Here is an 18,764-nt window from a genome sequence, read left to right as displayed (position 1 = left end):
AATGCAGAAGTGTGGAGTTCGCAATGAAACTATTGATTGAAAATATGACTTGTGGCGGTTGTGCACGTGGCGTCACTGCAACGGTTCAAGATGTTGATCCTGCTGCAAAAGTTGAAGTCGATTTAGTAACTAAAATTGTGACTGTAGAAAGCACTGCAACCGTAGATCAAATTACGGCTGCATTGGCTGAAGATGGTTTTCCTGCACAAGTTCAATAAAACTGCATCATCTATCATGCCCCAAAGTGTGAGCTTATAGTAAGGTCAATTGGTCAACTGACGAATTGACCTATTTTTTTGTCTGCTAATTTTTACTTGTTGTTTTTTGATATGACCAACTGCATACATTTTGATCACGAAGATGCTCAACCAAACCAATCAGAAGCTGAGATTTTTTAACTTGAAGCTGAGTTTCATTCATTCAGGGGTGAAATCTGCTGAATGAACGATGTGCTGTCATCTAAAATCTACGCTTCAATATTTATCGGAATAAAAATATTTTTTGGTTTTAACTTGTTGTTATTGAAATATTTATTTTAATTTTTAAATTTAAGGGATAACAGAAAAACCATCATTTTTAGATGTTCTACTGCTTGCTTTAAATTAAGGTGAATAAAATTCACTTTGGACTGAGGTTAAATCATTTTTATTCACTTTGTCATTGCAGTATAAATACCCTCATTCAGAAATTTTAACTTTTTAAATTTGGGTAGTAGATCATCATGACCAAGCCATTCACCTGTTCAATTAAACGCATTCGTTTTGACGAAAACTATGAACCTGCTAACAGCACGCGTTTAACCACCAACTTTGCAAATTTAGCGCGTGGTGAAAGCCGTCAGGAAAATTTACGCAGAACCTTAGCGATGATCAATAATCGTTTTAACTCGCTCGCATCTTGCGATAACCCGAAAGGTGATCGTTATTCGCTTGAAATTGACATCATTTCTGCAGAAATTGATATTGAAGGAAACGGCAAAACTTTCCCATTCATTGAAATGCTAAAAAGTACGATCACAGATCATCAAACAAATGAACGCATTGAAGGCATGATTGGTAACAGTTTTTCTTCTTATGTCCGCGATTATGACTTTAGTGTGGTATTGCCTGCATTCGGCTGTAAAGTGAATGAAAAGCCTGAAAGTTTTGGCGATTTACACGGGAAGCTTTATCAGCATTTGGTCAGTTCAGCAGTGTTTCAAACTGAGTTTCAAAAACAACCAGTGATTTGCCTGAGCGTATCAACCACGAAAACTTATTACCGCACAACCAATGTGCATCCTGTTTTAGGTACAGAATATAAAAATGATGAATATTCACGTACCGATGACTACTTTGAAAAAATGGGTTTAACCGTGCGTTATTTCAAACCTGAAAATAGCAATGCACCGCTTGCGTTCTATTTCTCTGGTGATTTACTGCGTGATTACACAGATTTTGAGCTGATCAGTGCCATCAGCACCATGGAAAGCTTCCAGAAAATTTACCGTCCTGAAATTTATAACACCAACTCACCTGCAGGCGAGGTCTATCAGCCAAGTTTGAATTATCAGGATTATTCATTGACCCAAGTTGTGTATGACCGAGTTGAGCGTGCTCAGTTGGCAGTGAAGCAGGGTAAATGGACTGAAGAAAACTTTATCAAGCCTTATCAAGACATTCTTGAACAATGGGCTGCTAATTTCGTACCGCCGCATGCTGCTAATCAAGAACGTGTTGCTTAACTTAAAATACAGATAGAAGATTCAAAATGACTATTTTATTACCGACATCAACGGCTGGCAGTTTACCTAAACCTTCGTGGCTGGCAGAACCTGAAAAGCTTTGGTCGGCTTGGAAATTAACAGGGCAAGAATTACTGGACGCAAAACAAGATGCGCTACGTCTATCACTGCATGAACAACAGCAAGCAGGGATTGATATTGTGAGTGATGGGGAACAAACCCGCCAGCATTTTGTTACCACTTTTATTGAACACCTTGAAGGTGTCGATTTTGAGAAACGTGAAACAGTCAAAATTCGTGATCGTTATGATGCCAGTGTCCCTTCTGTGGTGGGTGCAGTTTCTCGGCAAAAACCAGTATTTGTCGAAGATGCCAAATTCTTGCGTTCACTGACAGATCAACCTATTAAATGGGCGCTGCCTGGCCCTATGACCATGATTGATACTTTATACGATGCACACTACAAGAGCCGTGAAAAGTTGGCATGGGAATTTGCCAAAATCCTGAATCAGGAAGCGCGTGAACTTGAAGCTGCAGGAGTAGACATCATTCAGTTTGATGAACCTGCGTTTAACGTGTTTTTTGATGAAGTGAATGACTGGGGCGTGGCAACATTAGAGCGTGCTTTAGAAGGTTTGAAATGTGAAACGGCCGTGCATATTTGCTATGGTTATGGCATTAAAGCCAATACTGATTGGAAAAAAACACTCGGCTCAGAATGGCGTCAATACGAAGCAGTTTTCCCAAAATTACAGCAATCAAATTTGGATATTATCTCACTCGAATGTCACAACTCACGTGTTCCGATGGATTTGCTTGAACTTATCCGTGGTAAAAAGGTGATGGTGGGTGCGATTGATGTCGCAACGAATACGATTGAAACAGCCGATGAAGTTGCAGATACATTGCGCAAAGCATTGCAATTTGTCGATGCTGACAAGTTGTACCCATCGACTAACTGTGGAATGGCACCATTGAGTCGTCAGGTTGCACGAGGCAAGTTACAGGCTTTGGCTGCTGGTACGAAGATTATTCGCCAAGAATTATCTAGTTAAGCGTTCGATCAGGCGAAGTGAATTCAAGCCAAGTGAATTTAAGTTAAGTGAATCAGGGATGCTTTTTCAGGCAAAAAGCATCCTTTGAACTTTCTAAAAAAGTTGAGTGTTGGAATACGGTGATGGTTAAAGCAACAGACTTCAAAAATGCAATGTCTTTCTTATCAAGTGCAGTCAATGTAGTGACGACAATGGGAGATGCAGGACGTCATGGTTTTACTGCATCTGCGGTATGTAGCGTGACAGATACACCGCCAACATTATTGGTGTGTATGAATAAATCATCGCGTTCACATCTCAGTTTTTTAGAGAATAAAGTGCTGTGTGTGAATGTGCTGAATGCAGAACAAGAACACCTTGCCAATTCGTTTGCCTCATCAAAATTAAGCTCAGATGAGCGTTTTAAGCTGGCGGAATGGGGTGCTTTAGAAACGGGTGCTCCTATATTAAAAAATGCATTAGTGAGCTTTGATTGTGAAATTTCGCAAATTCAAGAAGTCGGAACGCATACTATTTTTATTTGCCCAATAGTTGCCATTCAAAAAAATCAACAAGATCAGGCGTTGGTTTATTTTAATCGTCACTATCATCAAGTTGGTGAAACTGAGTTTGTTTAATTCGCTATAAAATATTGCAATATGCGATAATCAGTTTATACTTGATTTATAGCAAAATGCGATAAAATATTATGCATGTGATCACCCACGCTAGAATTATAGAGGCAATGCACAAGTGGCCACAGGCTGAAACAGCACTCGATGGTTGGTATCGAATTATTAAGGCAAATGATCCGAAAGACTTTGCCGAAATGAAGCAGTTATTTCCAGCAGTTGATAAAGTTGGAAAGTTTCATGTATTCGATATTGGTGGGAATAAGATTCGACTTATTGCTGTTGTGATGTATCAGGCAAAGCGTGTGTATATTCGTCATGTGTTATCCCATAAAGAATATGACAAAGGTCATTGGAAGGAGGATTAGTATGAACGCAATGATTAAACAGGCTGTAGATCACTGGCACTACGTTGCTCCTTTGCTGAGTAAACCAGAAAATGAAAAAGATTTTCATGCACTTGTCGAGGCTTTAGATGAGCTTTTAGATATTGTTGGTGATGATGAAACGCATCCTTTAATGGGGCTGATTCATCAACTCGGTGACTTGGTTTCTGTTTATGAAAATGAACACCTGCCTATTCCTCATGGAGATGGTCGTGCTGCTTTAGCTTTTTTGATGGCGCAACATGGATTAGGTCAATCTGACTTGGCAGAGGTTGCAACTCAATCTGTGATTTCGGAGATTTTAAGTGGCAAACGCCAGTTGAATATTCGTCATATTAAAGCGCTGTCTGAGCGGTTTAAGGTTTCTGCTGATACATTTTTCTAAACGATTTTATATTTTTTAGACATTTTATTTTTAGATATTTAAAAATAAATAGCTCCGAAGATGCCGCTGCATGTCGTTACCCTGAACCCGAAAAAGTTCAAGGCGGACGCGACGCATACTTGCTGGGTTTCCCATACGAGATGGGCATACGCTCTAAATATGCAGAACACAATCCTAAGATTTAAGTATCGGCAGGGATATAGACTCGCTGGCGAACACCTCAGAGTTAGAATTAGTATAACCCATCTCAGTTGCTTGGCAACTCATGTTCACGAATTAACTGTAAAGATAGAGCTTGTTTGCATAGCCTTTATGCAAACTTAAGTCAAAAAAACGACACTTAAGTAAGGGCTTCAACTTCTTGCAAAATGGTGCTGAGTAAACGCTCACAATGCTCATAATGCTGCAAAGATTTATTCATAGAAAGAACCTCTTGCATCAACTCTAAAGCCACCACAATAATCAGTTTGCTCGGTTCCATATTGGGCGCTTTACGACGAAACTCATCATAGCGTTCATTCAATAATTGTGCTGCACGCTCTAAATCTTCTCTTTTTTCTTCAGTTGTGGCTAAACGGAAACTATGTCCTAAAACACGTAAATCAATTGGAATTTGAACTGACATATTAACCTTCCTCGCTCACTTCGGCAGGGTGGGCAAGTTGTTGAATTTCTTGCGCATGATGATCTTGAGCTGTACCTAAAATTGCAAGACGCTGAATAATAGCTTCAACTTTGGCTTTGGCATGCTCATTTTTTTGTAACAATCTTTCACGTTCTTGTTTGAGTGTCTGAATTTCATGCTGATTCATACGCTGATCATTCAGCATTTTTTCTTTCAGAATGCGTAATTCATTGCGCTCAGCCAAAATTTCCTGAAAGCGGTTTTTCAAATCAGTACAGCTTTTTTCCAAACGACTGTAACGGTCTGCCAGTGCTGTCGCATCTTGGTTTAACTGCTGAAATTGCGCCTGAGTGCTGCTTAATTGCTCAGTCAGATTCTCAATTTCATCTTGCTTGGCAGTAATAATGCTGTTTCTTTGCACAATTTGTGCATGATGCTGTTCCTCAGCAGTTTGCTTGGCTGTGCTGAGGGCGGTATTTTCACTTTCATAATGATCAATTCGTGTTTTTAAAACACCAATATGCGCTTGTAGACGCTGTAATTCTTCTAACATATCGTGGTCGCACAGTATTGCAAACAAAGGTAATATATACGAAGTATAGAGATTGGATAAACGAATGCAAGACGATATTTCAGGTTGGTCGGAATGGTTCCGCAATTTTTCTAACATTGAAGAAATTTCAAGCCCAAGTGAGTTACATGGCTTGCTGACAGGTATAGTTTGTGTGACAAATGCACCAACTGAAACCGAGTGGCAGCAGATTTTAGAAACCCTCAATGTGCCAGAATTAGAGCCAGCCGCACTGTCACTTTTAACCGATGAATCGGAAGATGTCGCACATGCTTTGTCTGAAGATGAGTTAGATTATCTGCCGTTATTGCCAGATGATGAACATCTTTTACAAGAACGTGTGCAAGCTTTGGCAGATTGGTGTGCAGGCGTTGTGCTTGGTTTTGGTTTGGCTTCTGGGCATATTCGTTCAGATGAAATTGAACTGATTGAGCATTTACAAGATGTTGCTGCGGTTGAATTTGAAGATTCAGACAATGACGAAGAAGGCGAAGAAAGCTATCAGGAATTGTATGAATTTGTACGTTTGATTCCTGTGAGTTTATCTGTTGGGCGTAAAAAAGTACCAGTAGAAGAAAGCTCTTTATTGCAAAACTTACATGCTAAGTCGCGTCAACAAACTGCACAAACCACACAAAACGCAAGTGCTGTTGTTGAAATGTTTACGCCACACCGTCCGAGTTAATCGGGCGTTGTGTGCCTAAGTATGTCGGTGTAAGGTGCTTTAAGTCATTACAACAATCATATTTTCATCATTTTATATATGTAGACCGTATTTATGAAAAAACTGACTCAAGTCGAATTTAAAGAACGTCGTGATCAACTTGCAGAACTGATGGGGCCCAATAGTGTCGCAATTATTGCAACCAGTCCTGTGGCAATGCGGAATCGTGATGCAGATTATAAATATCGTGCCGACAGCAGTTTTTTCTATTTAACAGGTTTTGCTGAACCTGAAGCAGTCGCTGTGATTGAAACCTATGAATCAATTGATGAAGGTTATACCTACACCTTGTTTTGCCGCGAACGTAACCGTGAAATGGAAATCTGGAATGGTTATCGCGCAGGGCAAGAAGGCGCAATTGAGCTATTTGAGGCAGATGAGTCTTTTGCAATTGCGCAATTAGATGCAGAAATCATTGCCAAAATTGTCAATAAAGACACGTTGTATTATCGCTTAGGGCATCAGACTGAATTTGATCTACGTGTTGCGGCATGGAACCAACAAGCCGATGCACAACATCGTCAAGGCAATACTGCACCTGCTAAAATTGTTCAGTTAGATCGTTTGCTGGATAAAATGCGTTTGCATAAAACTGAGTCTGAATTGGAGTTGATGCAAATTGCCTCAAATATTAGTGCAGAAGCGCATATTCGTGCTATGCAAACAGTAAAAGTAGGCATGATGGAATATGAGCTAGAAGCTGAACTGAATTATATTTTTGGTAAAAATGGCTGCGTACCTGCCTATAACAGTATTGTCGGTGGTGGTGAAAATGCCTGCATTTTGCATTATGTCGAAAATGACAAAGTGCTTAAAGATGGCGATTTAGTCCTGATAGATGCTGCCTGTGAATATCAGTGCTATGCCTCAGATATTACCCGTACTTTTCCCGTGAATGGTCAATTCAGTCCAGAACAAAAAGCACTGTATAACATTGTATTGGATGCGCAAATTGCAGCAATTGAAGCTGTACAAATTGGTAACTCCTATAAAGAACCACACCATGTTGCGGTGCGTATTTTGGTGCAAGGTTTGCTTGATCTAGGCATTATGCAGGGCGATTTAGAAGAAATTATTGCTTCAGAAAGTTATCGTCAGTTTTATATGCACGGTACAGGGCATTGGTTGGGCATGGATGTGCATGATGTCGGTAGCTATAAACACGGTGAAGACTGGCGTGTGTATGAAGAGGGTATGGTGGTGACCATTGAGCCAGGTCTGTACATTGCACCCGATGATGAAACTGTAGATGCTAAATGGCGTGGTATAGGCATCCGTATTGAAGATGATATTGTGGCGACTGCGAACGGGCCATTGAATCTGACTTCAAAAGTGGTGAAAACCGTGGAAGAGATTGAAGCATTGATGGCAAAAGCAAAATCTGCTTAATTGGGTCTAATTAAAGCTGGTCAAGTGATCAGCTTTTTTATTAGAAAGCGCGTGTAAATTTTGAGTAAGTAAATAATTTTAAGTCTTTGATCCGCTTTTTTGCTTCATCATAAACAATGTTATCAGCACGCTTTCCAACGGTAATGAGCAAAATAACGACCTGATCATCTTTGACCTGATAAATAAGTCGGACACCCGCTTTTAATAATTTGATTTTATAGCAGCCAGCAAGATCACCTTTAAGCATGTTCTTTGGAATATGTGGCTGCTCAATGACTTTGGCTAATTTTTTCTTGAATTGGTCGCGGATAGCACTCGGAAGCTTTTCCCATTCTGCAGTGAAGTCCTTGTGACGTAAAAGATTATAAGTCATCTAATGTGACTTCCTCGAACATCTCTTTAGGATCATTCATGCGTTTACGGACAAGTGCCAATAGTTCAGCATCTTCTTCTGAAAGCAACGCTTTCTGTACTGGAAGCTTTCCAGTCGTTGCCACATATTCAAGAATATTGGTAAAGAAATCGGTAGGTGAGATACCTTGTTCTTTAAGGATTGAATAAGATTTTTCTTTAAGGGCTTCATCGACCCTGAAATTAACAGTAGCCATCACTTCTCTCAGTTATTGAATGTATGGAAATATTGTAATGCAATATGCATTACAAAGATAGTTTGTATAATAACCATTATGTGAGATCATTTTTATCGTTGAGCTTATTCTAAAATCAATCATCAGCCATCAATAATACTAAGTATTGAATTTATCTTCTCTTGTGTCATACATGGCTCGGAGCAAGAAGATGGGGGATTAATAATTATAGTTTGAATCGGACATTTGCCAGAAGTCTAATCATCTTCCATAGCTTCAACACTAATTCATTATAAAAATAAATGACTTTGCGGTAAGATAAAATCCATTACAGATTATACGTATTTCGATTGAATCTTTTGAAGTCGAATACCTCATAAAAAGGATCAAGGCATGCAACAAGAAGTGATCATTGTAGGCGGTGGTATGGTCGGGCTAAGCTTAGCCTTGATGTTGGCTAAGTCAAACATTGCAGTGAAGTTGCTAGAAGCGATTCAATACCCCAATTATGATGATGCCAACCTTGCGCCGTATCACTCCAGTTTTGATGCACGTAACAGTGCCTTGTCGCGTCGCAGCGTACAAATTTACCAAGAGCTAGGTTTATGGGATGCCTTGCAAGAACATGCTACGCCTATTTTAGAAGTTCAAATTACCGAACAAGGTAGTTTTGGCAAGGCACGTTTATTGGCCGAACAAGAAAAAGTCGAAAGCTTTGGTCAGGTGATTGAAAATGCATGGTTAGGTCGGGTGTTACTGACCGAAGTGCGTAAACAACCTTTGATTGAATTGATTGATGGTGTACAGGTCACCAGTCTTAAACAAGATACAGATTTTGCCTATATTGAAGCCGTTCGTGGTCAGGAACAATTACAGCTTGCTGCCAAACTACTGATTGCTGCCGATGGTCGTGATTCTTTCTGCCGTAAAGCCTTGGGCATCGGTGCATCGGAACATGATTATGACCAAGTGGCGATAGTGACGACAGTACAAACCTCCAAACCGCATGCACATGTCGGCTTTGAGCGTTTTAGCCATTTAGGGCCTTTGGCATTGTTACCACTACCAGGTGAATATCGCCGTTCTGTGGTGTGGCCTGTACCAAAAGGTACAGAACATGAATGGATAGGCGATGAAAATGATCAACACTTTTTAAATGCCTTGCAACAAGCCTATGGTGATCGTGCAGGGAAATTTGAAAAAACAGGACGTCGTTTTAGTTTTCCATTATCACAAGTTCTGGCGGAAAAACAGGCGGTTGGTCGCGTTGTACTGATGGGCAATGCAGCCCATACCATTCACCCAGTCGCAGGGCAGGGCTTTAACCTGTGTATGCGAGATGCATATGTCTTATTGCGTTATCTCACCGAACAGGCGGCTCAGTCAGGAGATTTAGGTGATGCTACAATGCTGCGTGACTATGAACAATCGCGTTTGAAAGATCAGCAGCGAGTCATCAAATTCTGTGACAGTGTCGTACGAGGATTTAGCAATCAAAACCCAATCCTGAAATTTATGCGCAATACAGGCTTAGTCGCGTTTGATACTATTCCAGGCATTAAACCTTTGGTCGCCAACTATGCCATGGGGTTAAAAGCATGAGCACAGCAAATCAACAAACTCAAGTTTTAGATGTCGTCATTATTGGTGGGGGCTTGGTGGGGGGCTTAACTGCACTCTTGTTGGCACAAGGGGATGTGCAGGCGACAGTTTTAGATGCGGCACCTATTTTAGATGCAGAGAAAACTCTTGCAGTTGCCAATCCGCGTGTATTGGCTTTAAGTCAAGCAACCATCCACTTGTTAAAAACAGTTGATGTCTGGTCTAAACTGGCGCGACACATGCCGTATAGCGGCATGCAAGTGTGGAATAAAAATGGCTATGGCGAAATTAATTTTGGGGTAAGTGCCGCACGTACACCCGCCATTGAGCATGCTCTGGGGTCAATGGTTGAGCCAAGTATATTAAATCTAGCGATTCAGCAACAAATGTTACAACAAGTGCATGATTATCGCACTCAAGTCAAAGTGACGCGTTTAGAGCGCGGTGTAGGAGTTTGGCATATTCATTTAGCCGATGGTACGCAATTACAGACCAAATTGGTGATTGGGGCAGATGGTGCCAACTCCTTTGTGCGCGAACAAGCCTATATTGATTTTGATGTACTGGATTATCGTCAGGCAGGTTTAACCTGTGCAATTCGTACTGCGTTGCCGCATCAGCATGTTGCACGTCAAATATTTTTAGAAACAGGTCCTTTGGCCTATTTACCGATGGCGAGTTTACAGGATGAGCAGGAAGGGCATTGGCAGTCGATTGTTTGGACTTTACCTGATGATTATGCCGAAGAATATGCCAAGCTCAATGATGCCGACTTTACTCAGCTTTTGACTCGTGAAAGTCATCATATGTTGGGAGAAGTCTTAGAGGCAACCCCGCGTGCTATTTTTCCACTGAAAGCACGTGCAGCGCAGCGCTATGTGCAAGATGGTCTGGCATTGATTGGTGATGCCGCGCATGTGATTCATCCACTTGCAGGGCAAGGGGTGAATATTGGTTGTCTGGACGCTGCAGTACTGTGTGATGTACTACTGCACGACTTTAAACGTGGCGTTTGGGCGCATGAGCAGACCTTAAAGCGTTATGAGCATCGCCGTAAAGGACAAAATGATGCCATGATGCATAGCATGTCTGCGATTGGCTGGATGGAAACCACCACTTTATTCCCGGTGGTGTGGGCACGTAACTTTGGTTTGAAACAGGTAGAACAGCAGCCTGCGCTAAAAGATGCCTTCATGGCACAAGCCAATGGATTAAGTCTGTTACAAGACACACGCTACGAGGTTTAACCCTAAAGAGTCGTTTTTTGTACGGTCATACATACGTTATTACCAATTTGATTAAAAAAGATACGATTTTTTTAATCTAGACTCTATGCGAAAGGTCAAGAGATTGCTAAATTTCATCGTAATTCATAACCAGTTTTCACTTGGACTAAATTGAAGTCATTTGTGGGGAGATTAAGATGACGGACATGAACGATTACGATGATGTAGAAGATTCAACTGTTGACGAAGATGAAGCGAAAGCTGCCGAAAAAGGCGCTGCAGATTCAGAAGAAAGCGCTGCAGATGGAGATTTAGCAGAAGCAGAAACTTTGACCGTAACTGCCAAACTGAAACAGCGTCAGGCATTGGAAGATGAAGTTGCTGCATTCTTGGCACGTGGTGGAAAAATTACCGAAGTACCACCAGATGAGTCTGCACGCGACTAAGAGGTCGTATTCAGGCAAGTTGTACTGACTACGGTCGAAATATATAAAAAAGCATCACCTTCAAGGTGATGCTTTTTTATTGAACGTATATTCAGAATAATGCAGTAAGCTAAACGTGCTTAGTCTGCTGCTTGGCTTAACTCCAGTGCACGTTGATAGGCAATTTTCTTTTTAATTCCTGTTAGATCAGCAGCCAATTGTGATGCTGCTTTTACCGATAAATCTTGCAATAAACGCTGCAATAGCTGATCTAATTTTTCTTGTTCAAGGTCTTTTTCTTCGCTCGCTCCACCCACCACCAATACAATTTCACCTTTTTGTTGATGATGATCTGCTGCGATAAATTCAGCCAATTCGCCCAAAGTCATCTTTTTAATGGTTTCAAAGGTTTTGGTAATTTCACGGGCAAAGCCAACAGGACGGTCTGCACCAAATACGCCCGCCATATCTTTGACCGAATCTAAAATTCGATGCGGTGCTTCATAAAAAATCAGGGTTTGGGTTTCATCTTTTAGCTTTTCAAGTTGCTGTAATCGCTGTGATTGTTTAGACGCGAGAAATCCCTGAAAACTAAAGCGATCACTGGGTAAACCAACTGCACTTAGCGCTGCAATGGCTGCACATGCACCGGGTACTGGAATCACACGGATACCATTGGCTTGTGCTGCACGAACCAATTTAAAACCTGGGTCGCTAATCAGTGGCGTACCTGCATCGCTAATGAGCGCAATATCTTCGCCATTGAGTAATTTTTGGACTAAAATATCAATCTTGTTACTTTCGTTGTGTTCATGGCAGGCTGTAAGCGGAGTTGAAATATTAAAATGTTTCATTAATTGTGCAGAGGTGCGGGTATCTTCAGCAGCAATTAGGCTGACCGATTTGAGCACATCAATTGCACGGTAGCTCATATCATCTAAGTGACCAATTGGGGTAGCAACAACAAATAACTGGGCACTCATTGAGTTTTCTCCGTGGGAAATAACAAACTAAAATAAAAAAAGATCAAACACGAAACAACGGCAGTATTGGCTTGCGTCTGATGCAAGTTACAGACCAAACGCGTATTCTACCTGAATTGCAGTCTGACGTGTGAAACTCGCGTCATCTCACCTCAGTGAATACTATGATTGCGCAGCATAACAAAATAAAAAATTGGATATAACATGAATCAAAAAACACTCCAGCAAAACATTGGCACATGGGCAGAGCAGGCGGCTTGGCAATATTTACAACAACATGGCTGGCGCATGTTGGAGCAGAATTATCACAGTGCTTTTGGTGAAATAGACGGTATTTTTATTCAAGCAGAACAACTGATATTTGTAGAAGTTAAAGCGCGTTCACAAACTGGCTATGGCAAAGCCTATGAAGTGGTGTCTACATCTAAGCAGCGTAAAATTATGAAAACCGCCCTGCAGTTTTTAACAAAATATCCACACTATTCAGAATATTATTGTCGTTTTGATGTGATTTGCTTTGATTTTTCTCGGCAATTTGCAAAAACAGTACAGCAAGACTTTTCCAAATACCCGTATGATTTGCAATGGATTGAAAATGCTTTTACTTTTGATGCAGACTTGATTAATCTTTGAGTGAAATTTAAAGCAAAAGCATCAGTCGGTGTATTGTTGATCGTGCAAATCTAAGGATGAAATGCACAGCACAAGCCAGAATTGAAAGAAAATAATAGGAGTCTTGCTGAGTGTTCAATCGTATTGCAGTGACCTTGCTGTGTGTAGCAAGTTTATCGGGTTGTGCAAGTTTTATTTCAAGTGGTACAGGCACTGCGCCAGTGGGTACAGAAAGTGGTGCACGCTCACTTGGGCAAGTGTTTATAGATAATTCTATTGAACGTACTGCAAAAATTAATTTATATAAATTGGATTCACGTTTTAAACAATCGCGTGTCAATATAGAAAGTTTTCATGGCAATGTGTTGTTGACAGGGCAAGTGCCTGACGCGCATTTAAAACAGTTGGCAGAAGACAATGTGCGTGCCATGAGTGATGTAAAAACCATCCATAACTATATTACAGTGGGTAATCAAATCAGTTATAGCACTATTATGCAGGACACTACGGTCACTGCAAATACACGCGGCTTGATTATGAAAGCGCCTGTAGTGTCAGACAGCAAAGTGCGTATTCATACCGAAGATGGCGTGTTGTATGTGATGGGACGTTTAAACAATGCGGAATCGCAGGATTTAAACCAAGTGCTACAGCAAGTAGGTAATGTCACTAAAATTATTACCTTAATTGATAATATTGAGCTACGACCAAGCAATAACGCGAACTTTGTAAGTCCAATGGTTGCTCCAGAAACACAAACGCCTGTCGCGATTGACCCAGATCAGGTTGAACCGACGCATGTTCAATAATGTGGAACACTTGTTTAAACAACTAAATAAAACTTTAGAACAGGCGAAACGTATTTATGAAGAATTTCGCCTGTATAGTTTGGGTAGCTATGCGCTGAACCGTTTAACGCCACGTCAGGGTTATACCGTTCAAAGCAATATTGCTTATGGTTTACGCGCACGGCATCGTTTGGATTTGTACCGCACCATAACACCACGCCCACAGCGTCCACTCATTGTGTTTGTGCATGGTGGGTCATGGTCACATGGCGATAAGCAAGATTATCGTTTTGTGGGCGAAGCTTTTGCAAAAGAAGGCTTTGATGTCGCGGTGATGAACTATCAGCTCGCGCCACAACATATTTTTCCCACCTATATTGACGATTTAACCCTTGCGTTGAATTACTTGACTCAGCAGCAACATAAACTGGGTATTGCCACTGCACAGGTGGTGTTGATGGGACATTCTGCTGGGGCATTTAATGTGATGTCTTTGTTGTACCATCCACAGCCGTATGCTTTAAGATGTAAAGATCACATCCGTGCGATTATCGGCTTAGCTGGGCCTTATCATTTTGATTATAAGGATGATCCGCTATGTGCCGATGCCTTTGATCAAGAGGTGCCATATCAGGATGTGATGCCGTATTATTTTGTGGAGTCGAATTCAGTCAAACACTATTTATTGGTGGCAGAAAAAGATCAAATTGTGGGTGCAAATAATGCCACAGATTTCGATCACGTATTAAAGAAATATGGCAATCACAGCGAAATTATGGTCATTCCAAAAACAGGGCATGTCAGTGTCATGGCATCGGTGTCGAGTCTGTTTAGCCGTTTCTTTGCGACCAAACGTCAAATTATGCGTGCTTTAGATCAGGCGCTTAAAGATGCGTGATGTTGATTGATCCTCCGCATTGAATTGAAATGGTCATAAAAAAACCGTTGCAGCTTATAGAGTGCAACGGTTTTTTTAATGCAAGACTGCAAATTAGATTTATAACCACGCTTTGGTATCATCAGCCACAGGCGTGCCTTGAGTCACATGCATAATCATGGCATGGGCGATACTGCCTTTAAATGGAATATCAGGCAGTTGATCAAACTTAAAGAACTGCGCATCTCGAATTTCTTCTTCCTGTAACTGAATTTCACCACCTGCATATTCAGCTTTAAATGCGATCATTAAGTTACTTGGAAAAGGCCACGGCTGGCTGGCAAGATACTGAATATTTTTAAGCTGTACGCCAACTTCTTCAAAAGTCTCACGACGCACGGCTTCTTCAAGTGTTTCACCCACTTCCACAAAGCCTGCGATTAAACCGTAAATGGGCAATTTATTGCTTGCATGACGTGCCAATAAAACTTCATCTTTACCACGGGTAATCACGGTAATGACACAGGGATTTACGCGCGGATATTGGTGATAGCCACAAGCAGGGCAGACCATGGCATATTGAGTCGCATGGGCTTCGGTTTTATGACCGCAATGGCTGCAGAATTTATGATTGCGACGCCATTCGAGTAACTGAATAGCACGGCTGGCTTGTTCAAACTGCTGCGTGTTCCAGACTTGTAGAAGTTGTCGGATTGGAACCAGTTGAAATCCTTCAGGTATAGACTCATCGTCAAGCAGATCTCGGGCAATCACTTGATCACCCGAGCTAAAACTTAAATCACTTGCCAACTTTTCTACACGTGGTAATTGGAAGTTTTCATCGACTAAAAGCTGTTGTCGCTGAAATATATATGCAAGTGAGAGTTCAGTCATTAGGCTACAGTTTTCAATTTTTCACTACTGTCCAATGCTACCTTAAACATGCTGTGTAGAACAGGCTGTTTGTTCTTTAAATTGTCAATCAGCATGTCTGCGCTCGCAAGCGTATCCAAGATATTGTTGACTTGCTCAGCTGTTAAGTTTTGCCATGCTTCAACTTGTGCATACACAAAATCTGCAGATACTTTCAGTGCTTTTTGACCATTTTCAGCATTTAAGAACAGCATAGCCCCTGCAACTTCACGAATTTGTGCAGAAGTATGCTCTAAATCTGCAACGTTTTGATTTTCTAGGTGAAGTGTTAGTGTTTGCGTGATGAGGTCAATCAGTAATTTGGTTTCATTCAGTAAGGCTTCATGTGCTTCATCTAAACGATCTAGCGAAATGTTCATGTTATTCACGCGTAATTGTAAACGGCTAGAAGTGTGATGACGTTCAAGCACACCAATAGAGTTCATCGCCGATAAAATCACGTTCATTAATTGCTGAGCAAAGTTTTCATCTTTAAGCAATTCAGGTCGACTTAAAGATTCTGCTTGACGTTGTAAGTCCAAATGCGCTTCATTTAAGTTCAAGACTTTAAATAAATTGGCTAACTCTGTTAATTTGCTTTGCAATTCCAGCGTTTTTTCAGGACTCATGTTTTGATAGTTGTATTCGATGTCATTGCGAATTTGTGTCATTTCAGTGGTCACTAAATTGCTAATGGTGTGCATGGTGTCAAAGTCTGGACCATACAAATGACGGCTGAATACTTGTAACTGCATGTCGGTGAGTAGGTCGTCACCAATATTGATTTGACTGCGAATATGTTGAGAAACTTCATCTTCCTGACTAATGCACAAGCTTAAAACATTGGCAAGGTCAGACAAGCTGGCGGTAAAGCTTTCTGGCGTAGCAAAGTATTGACGCATATTGTGCTCAATACCAATAAAAGTACGCAAACGTGGCTCATTCAACAACAAGTTATCAATATGGTTAAAGGCAACGTGTACTAAGCCCCAATATTGCTGACTAGGATGTTGTTCTGCCAAGCCTGCCAAATATGTTCCTACTAATTTGATTGCTTGAAGATCCATTACAGATTCTTCTTGCTTGAGCAGTTTATGTAATGACAGCTTATATAAGCGATGCACATAAGCCGATTTTTCTAAAGAAGGCACTTGCGGCAATTGGAAACTTGGGGTGATGCAGTCCAGTAAAGTTTCGATATGCTGACCTTCTTGGGTCAACGGTTTCCCCAATGCCAATTCTAAACGGTTTAAAGTATCGAGCAGAAATTGTGGGATTTTAACTTCACGTAGGCAAATGAACTCAATATAACGCTTGAGCATGGTGGTGCCTTCGCTAAGTGCAATCACTTCCTGCGTGTTGATATTGCTTGGGTTCCCCATAATTTTACGCATGAGCTCTGCTGAGTATTGCGCAATTTTTGCCAAGCTTTCCATATCAATTAAGGCTAAAACCTGAGCACACTGCTCAAATTGATTCAGTGCATCGTCAATCCCAAAAGGCAAAGTTTGATCTTCAGCTAGGGTGCTTACTGCGGATTCAACCAATTTGATAGAATTATCAACCTCATTTTTTATTATCAGCAAGGCAGTTGGATCAAAATGTATAGAGGTTTGGTAAGACATGGATCTGCACCTTTCCTAGAGTTTTATCTGTTTGTTGGTTCTTTGCAAAATACACAAAGTCCTATTTGCTTTAACTATAACTGAACTGGCAAATCTTTAAATACATAAAATTACAAAACTTGTCGATTTTATTTGGCAAAAAAGCAAGGTTTACCGTGTTTTTCTTCGAATTGTTTGATCCAGTTCTCATGTGCAGCTAATTCTTCTTCAGACGGTAGAATGACAGCAAGATCAATATCAATACTTAAACGATCGCTTTGACGTTGCTGTTCTTCACTTGCAGACAGGGTATCCATATCAAAGGCGACTTGTCCCCCCGTCATTGCCAAGTAAACGTCGGCTAGAATTTCAGCATCCAGTAATGCGCCGTGGAAGGTACGGTCACGTGCAGGTATTTCATAGCGTCTAACGAGCGCATCGAGTGAGTTTTTTTGCCCAGGGTGTTTGCTTTTTGCCATCAGCAATGAGTCGGTCACTTCGCATACTTCGGACAAATTGCCCAAACCTGCACGACTGAACTCCATATCCAAGAAGTTCATATCGAAGCTAGCGTTGTGCGCGATAATTTCTGCACCTTTAAGATACTGATACAGCACATCAGCAATTTCGGCAAATTTGGGTTTGTCTTTTAAGAACTCATCTGAAATGCCGTGAATGTTTTCTGATTCACCGACCAGTTTCTCAGGCTGAATATAAATGTGGATAGAGCTGCCCGTGAGTTTACGGTTAATCATTTCTAGTGCACCGACTTCAATAATTCGGTCACCATCTTGATAGTAAAAACCTGTGGTTTCGGTATCAAGAATCAGTTGGCGCGGGCCGTGTAAGCTTAGCGTGGCAGGGGTGACCACAATATGCGGATGCGATTGAGTTGTGTTCACTGCGTCAACGCGAGCTGATGGATTGGTTTTTTCTACTTCTGCTTCGTCTGTGATTGTTGATTCAGTTGCAGGCACGTTCTCTGCTGTTTCAAGTTCCGTGTCAGTTGTCTGATGAGTTTCCTGAAGCGAATTTTGCATATCTTCTGTTTCAGCCTCGGCATCATCGCCCATTAAATCAAAACCAAAGGGGTCATCTAACAACCAGTCAGATTCGGCTTTTTTTTTATCATGTTCTGCTATGTCTGCTGCGGATGTGACTAAGGTTGCGTTGAGGGTTGGATTTGAGTCTCCTGTTTTTAACATTTTGCTGACTTGATCTGCACCCACATTGGCGAGTTGATCTGCCATTTCATTGCCCGCATGTCCTGCATGACCTTTAATCCAGTTCCATTCAATTTCACGACCTTGACAGGTGGCATCTAGTTTTTGCCAAAGATCAGGATTTTTGACATCTTTCCAGTTTTTCTTTTTCCAGCCGTGAATCCACTCAGTAATGCCTTGTTTGACATAATTGGAGTCAGTCCAAATAATCAGCTTGGCATCCGTTGGGCAAAATAAAATGCCTTCAATCGCTGCAGTCAATTCCATACGGTTATTGGTGGTTTGAGCTTCGCCACCATATAATTTATGTTCTGCTTGTTCAGTAACAATATACGCACCCCAACCACCTAAGCCAGGATTACCACGACAAGCACCATCAACATATAATGTGATTGTTTGAGACATAAATCAGATCCGAAGGTTGTGCAAAATAAATCAAAATGAAAAGCTATTGTA

At 41.1% G+C, this 18,764-nt stretch carries 22 protein-coding genes and 1 other RNA gene; 14 read left to right on the top strand and 9 right to left on the bottom strand.

Annotation, left to right across the window (positions count from 1 at the left end; translation table 11 throughout):
• The first annotated feature begins 23 nt into the window (after positions 1–23).
• The 6 genes from LZP46_RS10370 to LZP46_RS10345 all read left to right on the top strand — a co-directional run bounded on the left by LZP46_RS10370 (position 24) and on the right by LZP46_RS10345 (position 4,160).
• Positions 24–218, top strand: a complete 195-nt coding sequence (locus LZP46_RS10370) for a heavy-metal-associated domain-containing protein (protein ID WP_236093772.1) — start codon at positions 24–26, stop codon at positions 216–218.
• 503 nt (positions 219–721) lie between these two features.
• Positions 722–1,723, top strand: a complete 1,002-nt coding sequence (locus LZP46_RS10365) for a putative oxygenase MesX (protein ID WP_230245163.1) — start codon at positions 722–724, stop codon at positions 1,721–1,723.
• Positions 1,724–1,749: 26 nt separating this feature from the next.
• Positions 1,750–2,778 carry a methionine synthase gene (locus LZP46_RS10360; protein WP_070152464.1) on the top strand — a complete coding sequence of 343 codons (1,029 nt, stop codon included), beginning with the start codon at positions 1,750–1,752 and terminating at the stop codon, positions 2,776–2,778.
• 122 nt (positions 2,779–2,900) lie between these two features.
• Positions 2,901–3,395 carry a flavin reductase gene (locus LZP46_RS10355; RefSeq protein WP_070152461.1) on the top strand — a complete coding sequence of 165 codons (495 nt, stop codon included), beginning with the start codon at positions 2,901–2,903 and terminating at the stop codon, positions 3,393–3,395.
• 71 nt (positions 3,396–3,466) lie between these two features.
• On the top strand, positions 3,467–3,757 hold the full coding sequence (locus tag LZP46_RS10350) for a type II toxin-antitoxin system HigB family toxin (RefSeq protein ID WP_019836372.1): 291 nt from the start codon (positions 3,467–3,469) through the stop codon (positions 3,755–3,757).
• Position 3,758: 1 nt separating this feature from the next.
• Positions 3,759–4,160 (top strand): helix-turn-helix domain-containing protein, encoded by a 402-nt coding sequence (locus LZP46_RS10345; protein ID WP_004970519.1) that lies wholly within the window; start codon positions 3,759–3,761, stop codon positions 4,158–4,160.
• Positions 4,161–4,207: 47 nt separating this feature from the next.
• On the opposite strand, the gene ssrS is transcribed toward LZP46_RS10345, so the two are convergent.
• The 3 genes from ssrS to LZP46_RS10330 form a co-directional block, all read right to left on the bottom strand.
• Positions 4,208–4,390: non-coding RNA, 6S RNA (gene ssrS / locus LZP46_RS10340), on the bottom strand.
• A gap of 110 nt (positions 4,391–4,500) precedes the next feature.
• Positions 4,501–4,785 (bottom strand): cell division protein ZapA, encoded by a 285-nt coding sequence (locus LZP46_RS10335; protein WP_004970518.1) that lies wholly within the window; start codon positions 4,783–4,785, stop codon positions 4,501–4,503.
• A gap of 1 nt (position 4,786) precedes the next feature.
• Positions 4,787–5,338: a hypothetical protein gene (locus LZP46_RS10330; protein ID WP_019836370.1), complete on the bottom strand. Its 552-nt coding sequence runs from the start codon at positions 5,336–5,338 to the stop codon at positions 4,787–4,789.
• A gap of 64 nt (positions 5,339–5,402) precedes the next feature.
• On the opposite strand from LZP46_RS10330, the gene LZP46_RS10325 reads away from it, so the two are divergent.
• Positions 5,403–6,041: a UPF0149 family protein gene (locus tag LZP46_RS10325; RefSeq protein ID WP_004970514.1), complete on the top strand. Its 639-nt coding sequence runs from the start codon at positions 5,403–5,405 to the stop codon at positions 6,039–6,041.
• Between the two features lie 93 nt (positions 6,042–6,134).
• Positions 6,135–7,469 carry a Xaa-Pro aminopeptidase gene (gene pepP, locus LZP46_RS10320; protein WP_236093771.1) on the top strand — a complete coding sequence of 445 codons (1,335 nt, stop codon included), beginning with the start codon at positions 6,135–6,137 and terminating at the stop codon, positions 7,467–7,469.
• 40 nt (positions 7,470–7,509) lie between these two features.
• Here the strand turns inward: pepP and LZP46_RS10315 are convergent, their stop codons facing one another.
• Together LZP46_RS10315 and LZP46_RS10310 are read right to left on the bottom strand one after the other, a co-directional pair.
• Positions 7,510–7,842 carry a type II toxin-antitoxin system RelE family toxin gene (locus tag LZP46_RS10315; protein WP_236093770.1) on the bottom strand — a complete coding sequence of 111 codons (333 nt, stop codon included), beginning with the start codon at positions 7,840–7,842 and terminating at the stop codon, positions 7,510–7,512.
• The gene (locus tag LZP46_RS10310; RefSeq protein ID WP_004970507.1) at positions 7,832–8,077 is read right to left on the bottom strand and encodes a type II toxin-antitoxin system RelB/DinJ family antitoxin; all 246 of its coding nucleotides are present in this window, start codon (positions 8,075–8,077) and stop codon (positions 7,832–7,834) included. The genes LZP46_RS10315 and LZP46_RS10310 overlap by 11 nt, the downstream gene beginning before the upstream one ends.
• A 372-nt stretch (positions 8,078–8,449) precedes the next feature.
• Here LZP46_RS10310 and ubiH point away from each other — a divergent pair, with 372 nt between their 5' ends.
• From ubiH to LZP46_RS10295, 3 genes are all read left to right on the top strand, one after another.
• A complete protein-coding gene (ubiH, locus tag LZP46_RS10305) occupies positions 8,450–9,658 on the top strand; it encodes a 2-octaprenyl-6-methoxyphenyl hydroxylase (protein WP_070152455.1) in 1,209 nt (402 codons plus the stop codon).
• On the top strand, positions 9,655–10,905 hold the full coding sequence (locus LZP46_RS10300) for an FAD-dependent monooxygenase (RefSeq protein WP_236093769.1): 1,251 nt from the start codon (positions 9,655–9,657) through the stop codon (positions 10,903–10,905). The genes ubiH and LZP46_RS10300 overlap by 4 nt, the downstream gene beginning before the upstream one ends.
• Before the next feature lie 176 nt (positions 10,906–11,081).
• Complete coding sequence (locus LZP46_RS10295) at positions 11,082–11,330, top strand: hypothetical protein (protein ID WP_019836366.1); 249 nt, start codon at positions 11,082–11,084, stop codon at positions 11,328–11,330.
• A gap of 119 nt (positions 11,331–11,449) precedes the next feature.
• On the opposite strand, the gene rsmI is transcribed toward LZP46_RS10295, so the two are convergent.
• Entirely contained in the window at positions 11,450–12,292 is an 843-nt protein-coding gene (gene rsmI, locus LZP46_RS10290) for a 16S rRNA (cytidine(1402)-2'-O)-methyltransferase (protein WP_236093768.1), read from the bottom strand.
• Between the two features lie 204 nt (positions 12,293–12,496).
• Here rsmI and LZP46_RS10285 point away from each other — a divergent pair, with 204 nt between their 5' ends.
• From LZP46_RS10285 to LZP46_RS10275, 3 genes are all read left to right on the top strand, one after another.
• Positions 12,497–12,925: a YraN family protein gene (locus tag LZP46_RS10285; protein WP_070152446.1), complete on the top strand. Its 429-nt coding sequence runs from the start codon at positions 12,497–12,499 to the stop codon at positions 12,923–12,925.
• A gap of 110 nt (positions 12,926–13,035) precedes the next feature.
• Positions 13,036–13,713 (top strand): BON domain-containing protein, encoded by a 678-nt coding sequence (locus LZP46_RS10280; protein WP_070152442.1) that lies wholly within the window; start codon positions 13,036–13,038, stop codon positions 13,711–13,713.
• The gene (locus LZP46_RS10275) at positions 13,703–14,590 is read left to right on the top strand and encodes an alpha/beta hydrolase (RefSeq protein ID WP_236093767.1); all 888 of its coding nucleotides are present in this window, start codon (positions 13,703–13,705) and stop codon (positions 14,588–14,590) included. The genes LZP46_RS10280 and LZP46_RS10275 overlap by 11 nt, the downstream gene beginning before the upstream one ends.
• 99 nt (positions 14,591–14,689) lie before the next feature.
• Here LZP46_RS10275 and nudC read toward each other — a convergent pair whose 3' ends face one another.
• The 3 genes from nudC to dnaQ all read right to left on the bottom strand — a co-directional run bounded on the left by nudC (position 14,690) and on the right by dnaQ (position 18,713).
• A complete protein-coding gene (nudC, locus tag LZP46_RS10270) occupies positions 14,690–15,463 on the bottom strand; it encodes an NAD(+) diphosphatase (RefSeq protein WP_236093766.1) in 774 nt (257 codons plus the stop codon).
• Positions 15,463–17,106 (bottom strand): chemotaxis protein, encoded by a 1,644-nt coding sequence (locus LZP46_RS10265; RefSeq protein WP_236093765.1) that lies wholly within the window; start codon positions 17,104–17,106, stop codon positions 15,463–15,465. The genes nudC and LZP46_RS10265 overlap by 1 nt, the downstream gene beginning before the upstream one ends.
• Before the next feature lie 128 nt (positions 17,107–17,234).
• The gene (gene dnaQ, locus LZP46_RS10260) at positions 17,235–18,713 is read right to left on the bottom strand and encodes a DNA polymerase III subunit epsilon (RefSeq protein WP_236093764.1); all 1,479 of its coding nucleotides are present in this window, start codon (positions 18,711–18,713) and stop codon (positions 17,235–17,237) included.
• Positions 18,714–18,764 lie beyond the last annotated feature (51 nt).

It is taken from the genome of Acinetobacter sp. SCLZS86 (assembly GCF_021560715.1).
Classification (GTDB): domain Bacteria; phylum Pseudomonadota; class Gammaproteobacteria; order Pseudomonadales; family Moraxellaceae; genus Acinetobacter; species Acinetobacter towneri_A.
The sequence above is the reverse complement of the archived record's forward strand: the minus strand, read 5'-3'. Positions and strand labels throughout refer to the sequence as shown.

Coding starts and splice junctions, on each gene's coding strand:
- LZP46_RS10265 (WP_236093765.1), bottom strand. CDS start 17,106: ATGTCTTACCAAACCTCTATACATTTTGATCCAACTGCCTTGCTGATA.
- rsmI (WP_236093768.1), bottom strand. CDS start 12,292: ATGAGTGCCCAGTTATTTGTTGTTGCTACCCCAATTGGTCACTTAGAT.
- LZP46_RS10295 (WP_019836366.1), top strand. CDS start 11,082: ATGACGGACATGAACGATTACGATGATGTAGAAGATTCAACTGTTGAC.
- LZP46_RS10300 (WP_236093769.1), top strand. CDS start 9,655: ATGAGCACAGCAAATCAACAAACTCAAGTTTTAGATGTCGTCATTATT.
- dnaQ (WP_236093764.1), bottom strand. CDS start 18,713: ATGTCTCAAACAATCACATTATATGTTGATGGTGCTTGTCGTGGTAAT.
- LZP46_RS10330 (WP_019836370.1), bottom strand. CDS start 5,338: ATGTTAGAAGAATTACAGCGTCTACAAGCGCATATTGGTGTTTTAAAA.
- LZP46_RS10350 (WP_019836372.1), top strand. CDS start 3,467: ATGCATGTGATCACCCACGCTAGAATTATAGAGGCAATGCACAAGTGG.
- LZP46_RS10335 (WP_004970518.1), bottom strand. CDS start 4,785: ATGTCAGTTCAAATTCCAATTGATTTACGTGTTTTAGGACATAGTTTC.
- pepP (WP_236093771.1), top strand. CDS start 6,135: ATGAAAAAACTGACTCAAGTCGAATTTAAAGAACGTCGTGATCAACTT.
- LZP46_RS10285 (WP_070152446.1), top strand. CDS start 12,497: ATGAATCAAAAAACACTCCAGCAAAACATTGGCACATGGGCAGAGCAG.
- LZP46_RS10365 (WP_230245163.1), top strand. CDS start 722: ATGACCAAGCCATTCACCTGTTCAATTAAACGCATTCGTTTTGACGAA.
- LZP46_RS10360 (WP_070152464.1), top strand. CDS start 1,750: ATGACTATTTTATTACCGACATCAACGGCTGGCAGTTTACCTAAACCT.
- LZP46_RS10370 (WP_236093772.1), top strand. CDS start 24: ATGAAACTATTGATTGAAAATATGACTTGTGGCGGTTGTGCACGTGGC.
- LZP46_RS10310 (WP_004970507.1), bottom strand. CDS start 8,077: ATGGCTACTGTTAATTTCAGGGTCGATGAAGCCCTTAAAGAAAAATCT.
- ubiH (WP_070152455.1), top strand. CDS start 8,450: ATGCAACAAGAAGTGATCATTGTAGGCGGTGGTATGGTCGGGCTAAGC.
- LZP46_RS10315 (WP_236093770.1), bottom strand. CDS start 7,842: ATGACTTATAATCTTTTACGTCACAAGGACTTCACTGCAGAATGGGAA.
- nudC (WP_236093766.1), bottom strand. CDS start 15,463: ATGACTGAACTCTCACTTGCATATATATTTCAGCGACAACAGCTTTTA.
- LZP46_RS10355 (WP_070152461.1), top strand. CDS start 2,901: ATGGTTAAAGCAACAGACTTCAAAAATGCAATGTCTTTCTTATCAAGT.
- LZP46_RS10325 (WP_004970514.1), top strand. CDS start 5,403: ATGCAAGACGATATTTCAGGTTGGTCGGAATGGTTCCGCAATTTTTCT.
- LZP46_RS10275 (WP_236093767.1), top strand. CDS start 13,703: ATGTTCAATAATGTGGAACACTTGTTTAAACAACTAAATAAAACTTTA.
- LZP46_RS10345 (WP_004970519.1), top strand. CDS start 3,759: ATGAACGCAATGATTAAACAGGCTGTAGATCACTGGCACTACGTTGCT.